The organism is Tessaracoccus luoxuelianae, assembly GCF_054483915.1.
Genome location: NZ_CM137013.1, coordinates 2,875,465 through 2,892,700, shown reverse-complemented (window position 1 = coordinate 2,892,700; position 17,236 = coordinate 2,875,465). Strand labels below are relative to the sequence as shown.

22 protein-coding genes are annotated in these 17,236 nt (G+C 67.4%); 15 read left to right on the top strand and 7 right to left on the bottom strand.

The genetic code is table 11. From position 1 onward, the window contains the following. The first annotated feature begins 26 nt into the window (after positions 1-26). Positions 27-314, top strand: coding sequence for a type II toxin-antitoxin system Phd/YefM family antitoxin (locus ACX1D1_RS13330; protein WP_459054855.1), 288 nt, complete (start codon positions 27-29; stop codon positions 312-314). Next, complete coding sequence (locus ACX1D1_RS13325; RefSeq protein ID WP_459054854.1) at positions 311-739, top strand: type II toxin-antitoxin system VapC family toxin; 429 nt, start codon at positions 311-313, stop codon at positions 737-739. The genes ACX1D1_RS13330 and ACX1D1_RS13325 overlap by 4 nt, the downstream gene beginning before the upstream one ends. A gap of 74 nt (positions 740-813) precedes the next feature. Here ACX1D1_RS13325 and ACX1D1_RS13320 read toward each other — a convergent pair whose 3' ends face one another. After that, positions 814-1,287 carry a hypothetical protein gene (locus ACX1D1_RS13320; RefSeq protein ID WP_182798558.1) on the bottom strand — a complete coding sequence of 158 codons (474 nt, stop codon included), beginning with the start codon at positions 1,285-1,287 and terminating at the stop codon, positions 814-816. 250 nt (positions 1,288-1,537) lie between these two features. On the opposite strand from ACX1D1_RS13320, the gene ACX1D1_RS13315 reads away from it, so the two are divergent. Further along, a complete protein-coding gene (locus tag ACX1D1_RS13315; protein ID WP_182781848.1) occupies positions 1,538-2,449 on the top strand; it encodes an AEC family transporter in 912 nt (303 codons plus the stop codon). A gap of 21 nt (positions 2,450-2,470) precedes the next feature. On the opposite strand, the gene trpB is transcribed toward ACX1D1_RS13315, so the two are convergent. After that, positions 2,471-3,670, bottom strand: coding sequence for a tryptophan synthase subunit beta (gene trpB / locus ACX1D1_RS13310; protein WP_459054853.1), 1,200 nt, complete (start codon positions 3,668-3,670; stop codon positions 2,471-2,473). 126 nt (positions 3,671-3,796) lie between these two features. On the opposite strand from trpB, the gene serC reads away from it, so the two are divergent. Beyond that, positions 3,797-4,879 (top strand): 3-phosphoserine/phosphohydroxythreonine transaminase, encoded by a 1,083-nt coding sequence (serC, locus tag ACX1D1_RS13305; RefSeq protein WP_459054852.1) that lies wholly within the window; start codon positions 3,797-3,799, stop codon positions 4,877-4,879. A gap of 2 nt (positions 4,880-4,881) precedes the next feature. Next, positions 4,882-6,051: a phosphoglycerate dehydrogenase gene (locus tag ACX1D1_RS13300; protein WP_220489022.1), complete on the top strand. Its 1,170-nt coding sequence runs from the start codon at positions 4,882-4,884 to the stop codon at positions 6,049-6,051. Between the two features lie 22 nt (positions 6,052-6,073). On the opposite strand, the gene ACX1D1_RS13295 is transcribed toward ACX1D1_RS13300, so the two are convergent. Further along, the gene (locus ACX1D1_RS13295; protein ID WP_459054851.1) at positions 6,074-6,439 is read right to left on the bottom strand and encodes an HsmA family protein; all 366 of its coding nucleotides are present in this window, start codon (positions 6,437-6,439) and stop codon (positions 6,074-6,076) included. 244 nt (positions 6,440-6,683) lie between these two features. Here ACX1D1_RS13295 and ACX1D1_RS13290 point away from each other — a divergent pair, with 244 nt between their 5' ends. The 3 genes from ACX1D1_RS13290 (at position 6,684) to ACX1D1_RS13280 (ending at position 8,283) form a co-directional block, all read left to right on the top strand. Beyond that, positions 6,684-6,893, top strand: coding sequence for a DUF6191 domain-containing protein (locus tag ACX1D1_RS13290; RefSeq protein ID WP_182798553.1), 210 nt, complete (start codon positions 6,684-6,686; stop codon positions 6,891-6,893). Positions 6,894-6,955: 62 nt separating this feature from the next. Then, positions 6,956-7,792, top strand: a complete 837-nt coding sequence (gene cysE / locus ACX1D1_RS13285) for a serine O-acetyltransferase (protein WP_182781853.1) — start codon at positions 6,956-6,958, stop codon at positions 7,790-7,792. Positions 7,793-7,854: 62 nt separating this feature from the next. Further along, entirely contained in the window at positions 7,855-8,283 is a 429-nt protein-coding gene (locus ACX1D1_RS13280; RefSeq protein WP_182781854.1) for a CBS domain-containing protein, read from the top strand. An 11-nt stretch (positions 8,284-8,294) separates the two neighbouring features. On the opposite strand, the gene ACX1D1_RS13275 is transcribed toward ACX1D1_RS13280, so the two are convergent. Beyond that, positions 8,295-8,861: an isochorismatase family protein gene (locus ACX1D1_RS13275; RefSeq protein ID WP_459054850.1), complete on the bottom strand. Its 567-nt coding sequence runs from the start codon at positions 8,859-8,861 to the stop codon at positions 8,295-8,297. A gap of 53 nt (positions 8,862-8,914) precedes the next feature. On the opposite strand from ACX1D1_RS13275, the gene ACX1D1_RS13270 reads away from it, so the two are divergent. The 4 genes from ACX1D1_RS13270 to ACX1D1_RS13255 all read left to right on the top strand — a co-directional run bounded on the left by ACX1D1_RS13270 (position 8,915) and on the right by ACX1D1_RS13255 (position 11,869). After that, positions 8,915-9,340, top strand: a complete 426-nt coding sequence (locus ACX1D1_RS13270; protein WP_459054849.1) for an NUDIX hydrolase — start codon at positions 8,915-8,917, stop codon at positions 9,338-9,340. A 436-nt stretch (positions 9,341-9,776) separates the two neighbouring features. Further along, positions 9,777-10,043: a hypothetical protein gene (locus tag ACX1D1_RS13265; protein WP_459054848.1), complete on the top strand. Its 267-nt coding sequence runs from the start codon at positions 9,777-9,779 to the stop codon at positions 10,041-10,043. 335 nt (positions 10,044-10,378) lie between these two features. After that, positions 10,379-10,900, top strand: a complete 522-nt coding sequence (locus ACX1D1_RS13260; protein WP_459054847.1) for a hypothetical protein — start codon at positions 10,379-10,381, stop codon at positions 10,898-10,900. A gap of 234 nt (positions 10,901-11,134) precedes the next feature. Beyond that, positions 11,135-11,869 (top strand): hypothetical protein, encoded by a 735-nt coding sequence (locus ACX1D1_RS13255; RefSeq protein ID WP_344676232.1) that lies wholly within the window; start codon positions 11,135-11,137, stop codon positions 11,867-11,869. Between the two features lie 171 nt (positions 11,870-12,040). Here ACX1D1_RS13255 and ACX1D1_RS13250 read toward each other — a convergent pair whose 3' ends face one another. Further along, positions 12,041-12,235, bottom strand: coding sequence for a hypothetical protein (locus ACX1D1_RS13250; RefSeq protein WP_182798548.1), 195 nt, complete (start codon positions 12,233-12,235; stop codon positions 12,041-12,043). 484 nt (positions 12,236-12,719) lie between these two features. Continuing rightward, complete coding sequence (locus ACX1D1_RS13245; RefSeq protein ID WP_459054846.1) at positions 12,720-13,631, bottom strand: CPBP family intramembrane glutamic endopeptidase; 912 nt, start codon at positions 13,629-13,631, stop codon at positions 12,720-12,722. Between the two features lie 133 nt (positions 13,632-13,764). Between ACX1D1_RS13245 and ACX1D1_RS13240 the strand changes: the two genes are divergently transcribed. Both ACX1D1_RS13240 and ACX1D1_RS13235 read left to right on the top strand, forming a co-directional pair. Continuing rightward, entirely contained in the window at positions 13,765-14,985 is a 1,221-nt protein-coding gene (locus ACX1D1_RS13240) for a sensor histidine kinase (protein WP_459054845.1), read from the top strand. Beyond that, positions 14,976-15,641 carry a response regulator gene (locus ACX1D1_RS13235; RefSeq protein ID WP_459054844.1) on the top strand — a complete coding sequence of 222 codons (666 nt, stop codon included), beginning with the start codon at positions 14,976-14,978 and terminating at the stop codon, positions 15,639-15,641. The genes ACX1D1_RS13240 and ACX1D1_RS13235 overlap by 10 nt, the downstream gene beginning before the upstream one ends. A gap of 321 nt (positions 15,642-15,962) precedes the next feature. Here ACX1D1_RS13235 and ACX1D1_RS13230 read toward each other — a convergent pair whose 3' ends face one another. Further along, positions 15,963-16,361, bottom strand: a complete 399-nt coding sequence (locus ACX1D1_RS13230; RefSeq protein WP_459054843.1) for a helix-turn-helix domain-containing protein — start codon at positions 16,359-16,361, stop codon at positions 15,963-15,965. 654 nt (positions 16,362-17,015) lie between these two features. On the opposite strand from ACX1D1_RS13230, the gene ACX1D1_RS13225 reads away from it, so the two are divergent. Continuing rightward, on the top strand, positions 17,016-17,192 hold the full coding sequence (locus ACX1D1_RS13225) for a hypothetical protein (protein ID WP_459054842.1): 177 nt from the start codon (positions 17,016-17,018) through the stop codon (positions 17,190-17,192). Positions 17,193-17,236: the final 44 nt, after the last annotated feature.

Sequence of the window (17,236 nt, the reverse complement as noted above, 5' to 3'; positions counted from 1 at the left end):
CGTAGCACGGGTGCTACGATGGCGACATGAGCGCGTCGGAACCTGTCGTGGAGAGTCTGTCCCAGCGCGAGCTGCGGAATGAGTCCGGACGGGTGCTGCGCGCAGTGGGGGAGGGCCACTCCTTCATCCTGACCAACAGCGGAGTGCCCGTTGGCCGGATCGTGCCCATAGAGGCCCCCCGGGCAGGCCTGGCGATCACCAGGCCTGCTCGGCGGGTCGGAGGCTGGTCGGCACTGGGCATTAAGCGGAAGGCCGCGACGCGGTCTCTGGGGGAGACGCTCGATGACCTGCGCGGGGATCGGCCGCGACGGTGAGCTACATCGTCTACGTGGATACGTCTGCTCTGGGTGCGCTGCTCATCGAGCAGCCGGAGAGCACTGTGCTGGCAGACTGGCTCGATCACACGGCGAGCGCGCTGGTGTCGTGCGACCTACTGGAGACCGAGTTGCGCAGATTAGCCGTCCGGGAAGGCCTTGACCAGGGGGACGTGACTCGTGTACTCGATGGTGTGGCGCTCGCGGCCCTCGACAGGGCCCTCTATCGGAGCGCTGGGTTCCTCCCGATGGCGTACCTTCGCACCCTCGACGCGCTTCACCTTGAGGCCGCGTTGCGGATGGATGCCGACGCCATGCTGACCTATGACCACAGGCTCGGCGAAGCGGCCCGGTCCATCGGACTCGCGGTGATCTCACCTGGCTTCACCAGTGCGGACCCAGCGGAGACTGCTGATCATGGCTGACATCACGCCCTGTCCACCGCGAAGTTGTGCCCTGCGGGGGTCCGTGAGGGCCGAGCCGTGAGGTTCGAGCGGACTCATCCGATGAGATAGACCAAACCCCATCCGCGCGCCTGCATCCGGGCGGTGAAAGCCTGGGCAGAGCGCAAATGCTCCTTGATGTAGCTGCGGTCCTCTTCAAGGCGGGTCGTGTAGAAATCATCCCGGGCGAGCAGTGCGTCGACATCGTCACCGTCGAGCAGTGACAGGTCTCGGGAGATCTCGCTCACCGCGTCGGGTGTGAGGACCTTGATCCATGGGATCCAGCCGCGTGATGTGTGCGTGACGTCGCCCTCGAACAGGTCATACGCGATGCGCGGGCACGCGACACCAGGGGTAGTCAACCGCTGCAGGTATCTCCAGCACTTGTCGAGATACAACATGTCGGGAGCAGATTCCTTCGGTCCCCACGCATCGGCGAGCGGGTCGTCAGACATGAAGGCCCACGGATCCTCGGTTGCCCTGTCGACGAACTCGGGTGCAAGCGGATAGGCGTAGTAGCGAATTCCCATGCCTGCAGCCTGCTACAAGCAGAGTCCCGCAGGGACTCCACAGAGCTCACTGTGGAGAAGGGCTGCCTCCGTGGATTTCGCCTGTGGACAACGGGAGAAGCTGGTCCTGCCAGTCGCGTGACCTTGACTCCTTGACTGGGATAGCTGGCGTCGACGTCGTCGCGCCACGGGGTCTGGGTCGGGCACGGCAGCGTCCGGACGCTGGTTCACCCTCAGTACACTCGTGGGCGCCGCCTGGGAGGAGAATCGCGTGGCCGAGATCCTGACCAAGGCGCTGTCCCTGGTGCTGATCGTCGCCATCGGGTACGGCATCAAGCGGCTCGGCTGGGTGAAGGCGTCCGACTTCGGGATCTTCTCCAAGCTCGTCCTGCGGGTCACGTTGCCCTGCGCGCTGGCGACAAGTTTCAACAGCTACGACCTCGTTCCTGCGCTCGCGTCGCTGGTCGTGATCGGATTCGTCGTCAACCTCGGGCAGCAGGTCGTGGGCTACTGGCTCAACCGTCGCAACGGTCCCCGGGCCAAGGCCTTCGGCGTATTCCACTCCGGGACCTACAACATCGGCGCCTTCTCGATGCCCTACATCTCGGGCTTCATGGGTGCGCCCGCGATGGTCCACACAGCCATGTTCGACGTCGGCAACTCGCTCGCCTCCGCCGGCGTGGGATACGGCTGGGGCATGAGCATGGTCGACCAGTCGAAGAGAACCACGGTCGTGTCGTTCCTCAGGATCGTGTTCAGCTCGCCCATCTTCGTGACCTACCTCGTCCTCGTGGCGATGAGGTCGGCCAACCTGACGCTACCGGACCCGGTCATCGTCTTCACCAGCACCGTCGGGGCCGCCAACCCCTTCCTCGCGATGCTGATGATCGGCATCGGCCTGGAGATCAGGCTGCACCGCAGCAAGCTCACGCGCGCCGCCAAATACCTCGCGCTGCGCTACACCTTCGCGATCGTCCTGGCCCTGGGAATCTGGTTCACGCTGCCGCTGTCCCCCGACATCAAGCTGGTGCTGGTGATGCTGCTCTTCGCCCCGGTGGCGTCCATGGTGGCGGGATTCTCGGAAGAGGCCGGGTTGGACGTGGAGACGAGCGCGTTCATCACCAGCGTGACCATTCTGGTCGCGATCGTCGTGATGCCGGCCATCCTGCTCACACTGGGATGACCGGCAGCCACGTCCGGCCGACTATCGGGAGGACAACACCTCGGCGACGTAATCGACGTCCTTGTCGCCGCGACCTGACAGGTTGATCAGCACGATCGCGTCCTTCGGCATCGACGGAGCCATCCGCATGGCGTGCGCCACGGCGTGCGAGCTCTCCAGGGCAGGGATGATGCCCTCGGTGCGGCACAGCAGCTGGAACGCGTCGAGGCACTCCGCATCCGTGGCCGACACGTAGGTGACGCGCCCGATCTCGTTCAGGAAGGCGTGCTGGGGACCGACGCCGGGGTAGTCCAGGCCGGAGGCGATGGAGTGCACGGGGGCGGGCTCGCCCTCGGGCGTCTGGATCACCTTGGTGGCCATCCCGTGCAGGACGCCGTCGGTGCCCGTGGTCATGGTGGCGGCGTGCTCGCCCAGGACCTCGACACCGCGACCCGCCGGTTCGACGCCGTAGAGGCGCACCTCCTCGTCGTCGAGGAAGGCGGTGAACAGGCCCAGCGCGTTCGACCCGCCGCCCACGCAGGCGGCGACCGCATCGGGCAGCCGGCCCTCGGCCTCCAGCATCTGGGCCCGCGCCTCACGGCCGACGATGGCCTGGAAGTCGCGCACCATCGACGGGTACGGGTCCGGGCCCACGACGGAACCGATGCCGAAGAACGTGTCCTCGAAGTCGCGCGCATAGGTGGAGAAGGCGGAGTCGACGGCCTCCTTCAGAGAAGCGCCGCCCTCGGTGACCTCGACGACCTTCGCGCCGAGCAGCTGCATCCGCACCACGTTCGGGTGCTGCTTCGCCACATCGATGGCACCCATGTGGATCTCGCACTCCAGGCCCAGAAGCGCGGCAGCGGTGGCGAGCGCGACCCCGTGCTGACCTGCCCCGGTCTCGGCGATCAGCTTCTTCTTGCCCATGCGACGGGCCAGCAGGCCTTCGCCGAGGCAGTGGTTGATCTTGTGCGAACCGGTGTGGTTGAGGTCCTCGCGCTTGAGGTAGATCTTCGCGCCGCCCAGGTGCTCAGTGAGGTTCTCGGCGAAGTGCAGCAGCGACGGGCGCCCGACGTAGGCCTTGAGAAGGTGGGCGTACTCCTCCATGAACGCGGGATCGTTGCGGGCCTCGGCATAGGCGGCCTTCACCTCGGCGATGGGCTGCACCAGGTGCGGCGGGAGATAGGCACCGCCGAATCGCCCGAAGTAGCCTGCTTCGTCCGCCTGAGAATAGTTCGTCACGCCGCAGAACCTACTGCCTCGCTGCGCGGCGCGTGACCCGGTCCCGGAAACGAGCCGGCTGAATCGGCGACGTCGCTTCGGTGGACCCCCTCGGTCATCGGGCGCCGACGCTGCGAGACTTGGCCCGTGCGCGTCTACAACTTCTCTGCCGGCCCTGCCATGCTCCCGCTCGCCGTCCTCGAGCGGGCCCAATCCGAACTCACCGACTGGCTCGGCTCAGGGATGTCGGTGCTCGAGGTCAGCCACCGCGGCAAGGACTTCGTCGCCTGCGCGGCCGAGGCGGAGGCCCGGATGCGCCAGGTCATGGGGGTGCCGGACCACTACCGCGTCCTCTTCCTCCAGGGTGGGGCATACGGGCAGTTCGCCGGCATCCCGATGAACCTGACCGCACCCGGTGACCTGATCAACGTCCTCCACACGGGGCAGTGGACGAAGAAGGCGATCTCCGAGGCGAAGAAGCAGGACCTCGTCGTCGACGTCATCGCCGACGAGGCAGCGTCGAGCTACACGACCACCCCGGCGCCGGGGAGCTTCGCGGTCAACCCTGAGGCGAAGTACCTCTACTACACACCCAACGAGACCATCGGTGGCGTCGAGTACTCCTACGTGCCGGACGCCGGTGCAGTGCCGCTCGTGGCGGACCTGAGCTCCACCATCCTGTCGCGCCCGGTCGAGGTCGAAAAGTTCGGCCTGATCTTCGGTGGCGCGCAGAAGAACATGGGGCCGGCCGGGCTGTGCGTCGTCATCGTCCGCGACGACCTCGTCGGCCACGCCCGCCCCACCACCCCGTCGATCTGGGACTACGCGCAGATGGCCGCCAGCGACTCCATGCTCAACACCCCGCCCACCTTCAGCGTCTACCTGCTCGGCCTCATCCTCGAGTGGGTCCAGTCCCTCGGTGGCCTCGAGGCCATGGCCGCGCGCAACTCCGCCAAGGCTACGAAGCTCTACTCCTTCATCGACGAGTCCGAGTTCTACTCCAACCCCGTCGCCCCTGACTCCCGCTCCTGGATGAACGTCCCGTTCGTCACCGCGAAGCCCGAGCGTGACAAGGCGTTCGTTGCCGAGGCAGCCGCGGCGGGGCTGACGAATCTCGCGGGTCACCGAAGCGTGGGCGGCATGCGTGCCTCCATCTACAACGCCATGCCGCCAGAGGGCGTCGACGCGCTGATCGGCTTCATGGCCGACTTCGAGCGCCGGAACGCCTGACCGTGGCCTACCGGGTCCAGACGCTCAACGCCATCAGCGCGCACGGGCTGGCGCAACTACCTCCGGAGTCCTACGTCGTCGCGGCAGACATGCCCAACCCGGACGCGCTGCTCGTGCGGTCCGCCAACCTCTTCAGCCGGGAGATCCCGGCGTCGGTGATCGCGGTGGCGCGAGCCGGCGCCGGGACCAACAACGTGCCAGTTGCAGACCTGAGCGCCCGCGGCGTGCCGGTCTTCAACACCCCCGGTGCGAACGCGAACGCGGTCAAGGAACTCGTCCTGGCCGGTCTGCTGGCGGGGGCGCGCAACATCGTGCAGTCCGTGGAGTTCAGCCGTTCCCTCACGGGGACCCCGGAGGAGGTCGAGGACGCCGTCGAGAGGGGCAAGAAGGCGTTCGTCGGCTTCGAGCTCCCCGGGCGCGTTCTCGGCGTGATCGGACTCGGCGCGATCGGCGTCCAGGTGGCCAACGCCGCCGCGGCGCTGGGAATGCGCGTGCTGGGGTACGACCCCCAGATCACGGTGGGCCACGCCTGGAAGCTGTCAGCCACCGTTGAGCAGGCAACCTCGCTCGAGGAGGTCCTCAAGCGCTCGGACGCCGTCTCGCTCCACATCCCCCTCGTCGCCGGGACGCGTGGCCTACTCGGCGCCGACCGGCTGGCCCTCATGAAGCCCAAGGCGCTACTGCTCAACTTCTCGCGCGCGGCCATCGTCGACGAGGAGGCCGTCGTCGATGCCCTGGACCGGCACAAGCTGCGCGGCTACATCTGCGACTTCCCCTCGCCGCGGCTCAACGGTCATCCCGCGGTCGTCGCGACGCCGCATCTCGGCGCGTCGACGGGAGAGGCTGAGGACAACTGCGCTGTGATGGCCGCCGCACAGCTGCGCGCCTTCCTGGAAAACGGCGACATCAGCAACTCCGTGAATTTCCCCGACGCGGTGCTCGCCCGATACGAGAGGACACGTCGTCTGGCGATCGCCAACGCCAACGTCCCCAACATGGTTGGACGCATCTCGACGCTCCTGGCCGACGCCGGGCTCAACATCGCGGACCTGCTCAACAAGTCCCGTGGGGAGCTCGCCTACACGCTGATCGACGTCGAGGGAACGGTCCCGGACACCTTGGCGGCTGAGATCGGTGCCATCGAGGGCGTCCTCTCGGTGCGCGTGATCTGACGGGGCCGCCCGTGCGCGGTGGCTAGCCGGCCATCGCGAAGAACATGGGGCTGAAGTAGGGGATGAGCCAGACGGCCCACACGAGAATGCTGAACTTGTGGAAGCTCCTGATGGCGTCCTCGTCCTTGCGGAGCAGCACAACCAGCGCCCAGGCGGCGTGGACGAACATGAGCAGGATCGCGATGAGCCCGGAGATCCCGTGGACATCAAACGTCATGCCCCCGACGAAGTCGAACATCATGCTGGTGCCGATCGTGTCGAAGATCAGGCCGAGGATGAAGAACGCCAGATTCCACCACTTGAGCCGTCCGCTGAGACGCTCCCCCCACACGCCGATCGAGTAGAAGATCAGCGCCGAGGTGATGACGATGCTGGCACTTGGGTCCACTATGACTCCTCGGGTTGGGGCGTCTCATGCTAGTGTCCTGCGCCAGAAATTCACTGCGATTGACGGCCCCCAGCGGCGCCTCGCCGCGTTCTCCTCACTCGACGAACAACCAAGTGCTACTTCGCTCGTCGGCCTTGCGATCCATCCCCTGGGACATCGCCACCCATCAACGAACTTCTGGCGCAGGACACTAGTGACGCCGCGAATCGGTGCCTACAGTGGGGGCACACACGGAGGTGAGCCAGTGTCCGACTTCATGTCGATATTCCAGCCAGGATTGGAGTACGTCCGTCAGCAGCGCGACCTTGACAAGATCCTCATCGTCGAGGCCGACAAGGGGGCCCCGGGGCCGGAACCGTTGGACCTCGAATCGGGCTCGGTCACGATCACCCTGCCACCCGAGAGCGTCCCTCAACCCTCCAGGAGCCCCGGAGGTTCGCCGTCAGCGGACTGATCCCTGCCAAAGGCGCGGGGTGGGTAACGTTGGCAGACGTCCGACCACACAAGGAGTTCCCCATGGATCCGACCCGCATCGTCTCCGACGACCAGATCTGGGAGTCGATCAAGGCCGAGTGCGCCGAGGCGGCCGCCCACGAGCCGCTGCTCGCCGGATTCCTGCACACCGTGGTTCTCAGCCAGCCGGACCTGGAGGACGCGCTCAGCCTGATTCTGGCCGCCAAACTGGACAACACGACGCTGCCGGCACTCAGCCTGCGCGACATCATCCACGACGTGATCCTCGACGACGAGTGCATTCAGCGTGCCATCCGCGCGGACCTGCAGGCCGTCGTGAGCCGGGACCCCGCGTGCCCCGGCTACGCCAACCCGCTGCTCTACTTCAAGGGCTTCCAGTCCATCCAGGCCTACCGGGTGGCGCACTTCTACTGGATGCATGACAGGAAGCCGCTCGCGCTCTATCTGCAGAGCCGCATCTCAGAGGTGTTCGCCGTCGACATCCACCCCGGTGCCCGGATCGGGAAGGGCATCATGTTCGACCACGCCACCAGCGTCGTGATCGGCGAGACGGCCGTGGTGGAGGACGACTTCTCGATGCTGCACGAGGTCACCCTCGGCGGTTCGGGCAAGGAGGGCGGCGACCGTCACCCCAAGATCGGCCGAGGGGTGATGATCGGCGCCGGCGCGAAGGTGCTGGGCAACATCCGCGTGGGGGAAGGGGCGAAGATCGGCGCAGGCTCCGTGGTGCTCCACGATGTGCCTCCGCACACCACGGTGGCGGGTGTCCCGGCCAAGATCGTCAACATCCCGGCCTCCGCTCTGCCTGCATTCGAGATGGATCAGAGCATCGACGACCTTGAGGAGTCCGGCCGCGAAGCCGTTCCGCAAGGGTGGTAGCCGAACCGGGGCTTTCGGCGAAATCGCCTCCGCAGGGCCCTCCGGCGGCGATACCGTGAGCCATGCGCATCAACGACGTCATCGCCAGCAAGGGCTCCACTGTCATCACCGCCCGCTCTGACCAGAGCGTCGCGGACCTCGTGAAACTCATGACCCAGCACCGGATCGGAGCCGTCGTCATCACCGACGACGACCAGACGGTCACCGGCATCGCCGGCGAGCGGGACGTGGTGCGGGCGCTTGGGGAGCGCGGCGCCGCGGCCCTGGAGGCCACCATCGGCGAGATCCTCGACCGCGACGTGCACGTGTGCGTCCCGGATGACGACATCGCCAGCGTGGCGGCGGCCATGACCGAGTTCCGAACCCGCCACATGCCTGTGGTGCAGGAGGGGCACTTCGTGGCCATCGTCAGCATCGGCGACATCGTCAAGAGCCGGATCGACCAGCTGCAGACGGAGCAGGAGTACCTCATCAAGTACGTCCAGAGCTGATCGGGGCGACCTCAGCCCACCCAGGCCACGCGCTCGTCGGCCAGCTCGTCGACGACGCGGGCCACTCTCTCCGCGTGCACGGCTGCCACCAACCCGCCGAGGACCATGGTGTCGAACCCCTCGCGCGCCGCGTCGATGGCGGTGGCCCGCACGCAGTAGTCGGTTGCGATGCCGCACACGTCGACCGCAGTGATGCCGTGCAGGCCCAGCCACCGCGCCAGTCCGATCCCGTCGTCCTCGCCCCCGATGGTGCCCTCGAAGCCGGAGTACGCGGCCGCGAAGGAGCCCTTATCGAACACCGCATCGAAGGCCAACCCCCGCAGCACCGGATGAAGCTCCTGTCCGGGGGTGCCGACCACGCAGTGGGGCGGCCAACTGTCGACGAAATCAGGGCTGTCGGAGAAGTGCGCTCCCGGGTCGATGTGGTGATCCCGCGTCGCCACCACCCGGCGGTAGCCGTGATCGCCGTTCAGCAGCTCTGCTGTCTTCTCGGCCACGGCGTTGCCGCCGTCGACCCCGAGGGCTCCGCCCTCGCAGAAGTCCACCTGGACGTCCACCACGATCAGTGCCTTGGCCACGTCGGCCCCCTCTCGGCTCGGTCCGTCCAGCCTAACGCGGTAGCCTCGGCCGCATGGAGCGATGCATCCACGTGACGGCCGTGGTGCTGCGCGATCCCACCGGCGCGGTGCTGCTGGTGCGCAAGCGCGGCACGTCGATGTGGATGAACCCGGGAGGCAAGCCTGACCCGGGGGAGTCTCCTGAGCAGTGCGGCGCCCGGGAGGTCCGGGAGGAGCTCGGCCTGGTTCTGGATCCCCTCCGGCTGGAGCCCCTGGGACTGTTCGAGGCGGCCGCCGCCAACGAACCGGACCACACCGTCGTCGCGCACGTATTCAGCTGGCCTGATCCGGTCCTCGGCCGGGTGCAGCCGGCCGCGGAGATCGACGCCGTGCGCTGGTCGGATCCCGTCGTCGCGCTCGACGGGTCTGATCCCACCCTGGCGCCGCTCTACACCACGGTGATCGCGCCGCTCCTGGCTCGGGCGGGTGACCGGTCTTAAGTAGGGGATGAGTCCTCCTGCCGCGGCGGCGGCGCCCAGTTCGCGCCTGCTCGGGTGCTGGTGTCAAGGGATGGCTGTGCGGTTTCACGGTCATGCCGAGAGTCGGATGTCGAGACACAATCGGGCATCGGTAGTCTCTGAGCGTGAATCGAAGGTGGGGGCTGTACTTGTCCGCGGCGAGGGCGGTGCTGGGTGTGATACCGGCCCAGATGGGGCTGTGATCGCTTCGGTGGCGCGCAAGGATCAATGTCCATGACAAGACGAAAAGGACATAGACGTGGCTAGGGCAGGGAGTCGACAAGCTCGGAGGAAGGTCGGTGGTTCACGATTTGCTCGGAGCCGTCCATGGCTCACTCTTGCAGTAGTTGGCGTTCATGCACTCGTGACTCGCCCCCGAGAGGTAGCCGACGTCCTTCGGCAACACCGCCTCCTTGGCGTGGATGTAGTCGAGGCCACGCTGGCCTGGATCGTCGTTGCGACGGGCATCACGTTACTCACGGCACTCGGCGCCGCTGGGTTGTTCTTCTACTTCGGGGCGGATGTGCCGTGGCTAATCCTGGCAAGCGTCATTTCAACACTTGCCTTGTTTACCGTCCTCGTAATCAACGGGCTTTCGTACCTGCTTGGTATAGAGGAAGTCAGCTTGTGGCATGACGTTCTCGTTGTCTCAATAGGGATGTTGGGGTACTTACTGATCGTGTGATCGGGTTGAGCGTGGGGGGGGCGGCACTGAGAGACTTTTCCGCGCGCTGGAGGCTCGGGTCGGTCGGAGCCCGCGTCTACGGCGGAGCGACCCTTGAGCTCGATGAGGCCTGTCCCATCAGCCAACTGGCTGAGACAGTGGTTGAGCCCCGTACCGCCTGAACGCGCGCAATTGCCGCGTCTCGGGCATACGAGACGGTCCGCGACAAGGCCTGCCGGTAGAGTTCCGATGCACGATGGATCGGCATCAGCAGAAGGGTGTCGTTGATGGTCAGTGGCGGAGCAGGGTCTCGGGCAGCGTTGCTCAGGTGGGTCCGCTGGTTGTGGATGGTGCCGGTGGTGCTCTGGCTTGTTCTGACGTGGGTGACCTTCTCGCCTGGAGCCAGCGTGTCTAGCGTCGCGCTCTGGCTGGCCGTTGCCAGCCCGGCCCTGATCGTCGGCTACCGGGCGCTCTTCATCGCGGGATTGTCGGTGTCGCAGTCGGGGCCGCAGGTCATTTACCGCGGTCTGGTCGCTGCGAGGAGCATTGATGTCTCCTCGATCGAGGAGTTCGAGATCTGGGACGTGAACTTCTTCTCGGGGGTTTCGGCGGGGTTCGTCCAGGTGCGTCGGACGGGCAAGCGCCCCGTGGTGTTGTGGGCGTTGGGGTACGCGACGCCGGACACCCATGACATTTTGCTGCGGGAGATCGAGGGGACATGTGCCGATCTCTGGGGATGGGCAGCGCGGGACTCGGGCCAGCCGCGGAGGGCTGAGTCCCTGGCCCCAACGCGGATCAGGCCAAGTGCCATCGAGGTCGTTTCTACGGACATTCTCGGCCGCCGAACCCTTTGGTCGGGGTCGATCAGATCGAAATGACACACCCCACGGCGGGGATCCCACCGGTCGCCCACTTCTCGAGCGGTAGCGACTTACTGTGTGGTCCTGAGTGACGCGACCTACATCCGCACATGCCGCGGGTTGCGCGAGGGTCGTGTGTCGGCTCCGCTTGCCGCAGCGCGGTATGCCTTCGTGTTGAACGCTGTCCGCAACGAGCGGGTGGCCCCGTTCCCGCACATCAGGAGTGGGGCGCTACGGCCTTACCCTTGCGGTATGGCCCTGCCTCGCCACACGACGGACGCCGCCCTGTCGGCTTGGCTCGCGCCCCGGCTGCTGCCGTGGGGACCGGCTGGGGTTCCGGTGGGTGCCATGGTGCCGACGGGCTTCGCGGCGTATGTGCGGGTCCTGCACCCCCTGCCGGACGGACGCCGCTGGCGGGAGATCGCGGCGTCCAATGGACGCGTCCTGCATCCCCTGGCGCAGTGGAGCCACATGTTCGACACCCTGCGCCACCCGAACCTGTGGCCGCCGGATGGCCATCTCCCGCGCCCCGACCACGACGCGCTGGTCGCGCACCTGCAGGCGTCTGGGGACGTGACCTACGCGGTGTGGGAGGGCTACGGGTTCTGGGGAGGCGGCGCGGTCGAGGCGCACCACCCCGATCTGATGACCTACGAGGTCCCGGTGCCGAGCCGGGTCCCGGGGGGTGCCGAGCCGGTGTTGGCCCTGCCGCACCGGCGCTACCACCTGTTCCGGGCGCCCCTGGCCGCGCACGAGACGTGGGTCGAGGACGAGAGCTTCGGGCAGTCGGCGAACCTCGTATGGCCGGACGACCACGTCTGGTGTCTGGCCACCGAGATCGACTTCGGCTTCACGCTGCTCGGCTGCGAGCGCGCGGTCGCGGACGTCGTTCTCGCCGATCCCGCTCTTGAGGCGTTCGAGGTTGGTGTGGACGACAACATGAGCTGGTCCGGGGACGCCATCAATCCGGCGCCCCGGCGGGCCTGACAGCCGCCTCCGACCCGCCGACCGGCCCGTTCGACCCGGCCGATCCAGCTCGCCCCGCCTGCTGAACCGCCGCACGACGCGTGAACCGGGCACCAGACGATTCCACCTGAGCTGGAGTTGGTGAAGCGCGAACATCCGCTCTTGCCGCGGTGGGTGGAGTTCCTCGGTCAATCAAGGAGCTCGTCGGCGTGCCCACCATCGTCCAGACGCGAGCAGGACCGCCGCGGTCGCCAACAGCCACCACAGTTCGTCCATCCCCGGTGGATCGGCCCACGGGCCGAAGTAGAACATCGTGACCATGATGGCCGCCGTGACGATCGCCGCCAGGGCGACGCCGACGATCAGCTCGACGATGAATCGCATCACCCTGGGACTCCTTCACCTGCCGGCCGCGCGCACCACGCTTCCGTCGCGACTGCCCTTTCGCGATCACTGACGACGACGTAGCCCCAGTTGAAAACCGGCAACTCCGCTCACGACGAGCGAGCCGGCGAAGACCAGGGCTAAGCCCCAGACTTGTCCGGGCTGCAGCACCATGGTGGTGGACCACGGTTGGTCCGCTAGAGGGGCGTAGGCGAACCACCCGAAGGAGCTCGGTCCCGGCGCCGTCATTGCGAAGGTGATGATGCCTGAAGCAGTGAGAGCGGCACCGATGCCGCCTAGGACCAACTGCGCTACGGCTCGCGTGTTCGCCATACACAGCAGTGTGGCATGCGTCGAGCGCACCACTCCTGGCAGCAACTGGAAAGGCACTCATCCACCGCACCTCGTGGGTTCTCTTCATGCAGCAGTAGCCAGGTGGCACGGGCGCTTCAGCACGAGATCACTCACCGCCGTAAATCGGCCCGCGTCACCTGAGCGAGTCGACCCACAGGATGAGCGTGGTGCAGACGGCGACGGTCGCCAGGGAGACCGCGGCGTCGAGGGTGGTCACGTCGGTGGCGTTGAGGTCGCCCCAGCCGATGGCGCCGAACACGAAGCCTAGGGAGTTGTTCACCGCGTGCAGCACGATGGCCGCTTCGAGGCCGCCGGTGCGCCACACCAGCACACCCGCCGCCACCGCGAAGCCGGCCACGCCGATCATGCCGGGCGGGTTGTAGGCGTGTCCGACGACGAACAGGGGGAGGGGTAGCAGGATGCCCCACCACGGGTTGCGGAGCCAAGCGCCGAACACCTGCAAGGGCAGCGCGCGGAACGCAAACTCCTCGGCGGCGGCCTGGAGGGGCACGATCAGGAGCGCCCCGGCGATCAGCCACCCGCTGTACGGGTGCCACGAGGGCGTGATCGGCTCGCCGGCGACCCAGCCCACAGTGAGGTACCCCAACTGGACGGCAAGGTACACGCCGAGGCAGATCGCCAGCGAGCGGAGCAGCAGGCCGGTGCGCAGGCGTCCAGCGACGGACAGGAGTGTGCCGACGGGGCGGCGTCCGGCGGCCACGCCGATCATCACCGCGGGGATCAGCAGGATCAGCGTGACCATCAGCGCCAGGAACTGGTACGGGTTGTACAGGTCGGTCTGCTCATCCACCAGGCCTAGTGACGCCTCGAGCGCCGGGTTGATCAGCACGGCGGCGACTATCCCGGTGAGGACCAGCAGGATCAGGGCGAGGTAGGACACCGACGCCGCTAAGAGGGTGACCAGGGGGCGCCACCACCGATAGTTCGCCTCGGCGCGGGCGAGCCGGTGGTAGCGGGGAAGAGGAGAGGCCGAGGCCGCCGGAGCGGGGGTGGGCGTGTCGCGAATAGTGGTGGAGATCGTCATGGGCTCATCGTGTCGGGCGGCACTCCGAAGGCGGTATCGGTCGGCCGGGTGCCTCCGGGAGCCGAAGGGATGGTCTCCGATTCATACCGTCGGTCGACACCGCTCGCACCGCCGGCTGGCCTAGGGTGGCGCGGTGACCGTTCAACCCGCGCCTGCTGCCTCCGTGCCCCGAGGGCTGCGGGAGGGGAGCGTGGTGTTCCTGGTCGCGGTCGCGGTGTTCTCGATGCTGGGGATGGTGATCGCTCTGCCCGGGTATCTGGACTCGCCGCTGGGTGGGTGGCTTGGCCCGGCCGCGATGCTGGTGAACCTGGCCGGCCTCGTCGCTTCCCAAGTGCTGTTGCCGAAGGTTCTGGACCGGGCGCCGAGCTTCGTGGAGGCGCCGGATGAGGAACGCGAACGCCGGGTGCTGCGCTACGCCTTGGTGATCATCGCGCTGGCGGGCGTCTCTGACGGGGCGGGGCTGGGGGCCGCGATCGTGTTGGTGTCGATCGCCGGACGCCGTCGCTGGCCGCCGATCCTCGTGACCGTGGTCGCCTTCGGTGTCGCGTACGCGGTGGGCCGGTGGTTGATCGTCCCACCGGGGGCGAACACGCTGACGGCGTCCGAGGAGGCCATCGGGATCGCCCTGCTGATCGCGATCCTGGTGTTGTTCGGCCTCTACCGCGGCAGCCGGCGCGCCTTGTGGCGCTCGCTGCACCAGGAGGCCGTTCTGGCCCGGCGGGAACAGGCCGCACGCCTGCTGCAGGCCCGCGAGGCCGAACGCACGCGCATCGCCCGCGAGATGCACGATTCGTTGTCGCACCGCCTGGCCCTGATTTCGCTGCACGCGGGCGCCCTGGAGTACCGCGACGACCTCGACCCCGCCGCCGCCCGCGAGGCGGCCGGGGTGATCAGGTCGGCCGCGGAGAACGCTGCGGACGAACTCGGTGCGGTGCTGGCCGTCCTCCGCCCGCCCTCGGAGGGCACCTCCCCCGCGCCCACCCTCGACGACGTGGGCACGCTCGTCGACACCGCCAACACCCCCGGGAGCCCCGTCCACCTGATCCTCGACATCGGCCCCGGCGAACCCGTCCCGGCCGCGATCGGACACCTCTACCGCCTCGTCCAGGAATCCCTCACCAACGCCGTCAAGCACGCCCCCGGCCAGCCCGTCACGGTCACGATCACGGGAGCGCCCGACAGCGGCGTCCACGTCTCGGTGAGCAACCCGCTGCCGGCCACCCCGGCGGACGCCCCCGGGTCCGGTCTGGGGCTGGCCGGGCTGACCGAACGGATGGCCCTGATCGGAGGCCGCTTCACCGCCACACCCGACGCAGGCGCTTTCCGGGTGGACGCATGGTTGCCATGGGCCTGACCCAGATCCGGGTGCTGCTCGTCGACGACGAGCCGCTGATCAGGGCCGGACTGCGGATGATCCTCGACGGGGCCGGCGGCATTGCCGTGGTCGGTGAGGCCGCCGACGGGCTGGACGCCGCCGCGCGCGTCGCCGATCTGCACCCCCACGTGGTACTCATGGACGTCCGGATGCCGCGGTGCGACGGTGTCGAGGCCACCCGCACCATCCGCGCGCGAACCCACCCGCCGACCGTGGTGATGCTCACGGCCTTCGACACCGATGACTTCCTGCTGCGCGCGCTCGACGCGGGAGCCTCCGGCTTCCTGCTCAAGCACACGCCACCGGCCGAACTGGTGGCGGCCGTCCAGCAGGCCGCCGATGGGACGATGTCGTTCTCGCCGAGCGTCCTGCAGCGGCTGGTGACGCACGCCACGCGCGCACCGCAGCCCACGGCGTCCGACCCCCTCGACGGGCTCAGCGCCCGCGAAGCCGAGATCGCGCGCCTGGTCGCTGACGGGCTCACCAACGCCGAGATCGCCGGCCGCCTGTTCCTGTCACTGCCGACGATCAAGACCCACCTCGCCCGCATCTTCGACAAACTTGGGGTCACCAGCCGCGTCCAACTGGCCCTCGCGGTCCACGGACACACCGGCGCTAGTGGTCGTCACCGTTAGTTCGCCAGGGGTCTAGCCGGCCCAGGCACGCACATTGCATCGTTGTCCTCGATCGATGATGCCCCCGCATCGCCTCACTCCTCCGCCTTGCACTGCACGCACCTGAACCACCCATCCCCCCGACGAACTAACGGTGATGACCACTAGCCGGCGACCAGGTACTCCTCGTAGGTCAGCCGGTGTCGCGGGCGTGGTCGGTCATCGCTCACGTCGAGCCTTCCGATCGCGGCCGGATCAACGGCAACATGGCGGCATGATCAGCGTCCAGCAGCTCGGGACCTTCCGTGCTTTCAGGTGGCGAACCAGTCGCCGAACTGGTAATCAGACCAGGGCGGCTGACACGCGGTTTGTCGACGCCGAGCTTGCCTCGGCGCCGTCGACAGCCTGCCGAGCCACCTCAATGTCGGCCTCGCCGCCGAGGATGAACGTCAACCCTGTGCGGACCATCGCATCATCGTCGACGATGCCCAGCCTGATCAGAGTCTCCACCCGCCGGGCCGTGGCCTCGACCACGAATTCTCGCGCGTGGACGCCGTGACATACCGAGCCGCCCACGAGCTCGACCGGCTCGTCGCCGCCCACGATCCCCAGCCCGGCTCCCGACCGGTCAGGGGCGGCGAGGTCGGCCAGCGGGTTGCTGGCGCGGAGGGTGACGGCCGCGGGGTGACGTCGAGGGTTAGCGTCACCGGAACCCCGGGGGCGTGCTTGCGTGCGTTGCACCGGATGGCACCGAGACTGCGACATCCGGATCTGCCGCCCTCAGTGCGCTGCGATTGGATTCGCACTGTAGGTAGGGGGCTTGGCGGCGCAGAATCTGGCCATGACCAGTCCTGACCCTGTGCTGTTTCCTGTGCTCATCGACGCGCCACTGCTCCGCTCGTCAGGGCGGTGGCCGCGTACTTGGCTCGGTACCGTGGGCAGACCCGAGTCCATACTGAGTCGGACCTTCGCGCGTATCTGGTGTGGTGCTGCGAGCGGGTGCTGGAGCCGTTGGAGGCTAGTCGGGCGCAGATCGAGTTGTATGTGCGCTGGATGCAGGAAGTGCGACACTTCCAGCCCTCGACCGTGAGCCGTCGGGTCACGGTGATGGCAGGCTTCTATCGCACCTGCGTTATCGACACCAAGTCCTCGCGGCCTCGCCTGCTGACTACGTCAGGCGCCCCAACGTGCCGCCGGAGTCCCCGACTCTGGGACTTTCGCACCTTCAGTTCGAGGCCATGCTCAGCGCCTCACGGCTGTCGGCTAACGTCAACGACTTCGCCTTGGTGGTGATGCTGGGACTGCTCGGACTCCGGATCTTCGAAGCATGCGGTGCCAACATCCAAGACCTCGGTGAGGAGCATGGTCACCGCGTGCTGAAGGTTCACGGCAAGGGTGGCAAGGTTCGTCGCGGGACGAGCGGAGGGGCCGATTCTGCTCAACCGTCGCGGCTCTCAGATCGCCGCCCGACACGCAGACCCCAGAACCACCATGCGCTACGACCGCGCCCGCAAGAACCTCGACAGGCATCCCAACTGCATCCTCGCCGCCTACATGGCCTCCGGCACCTGACATGCCACGAACCCGGTTCGTACTACATTGTCCGACGCAAGGTA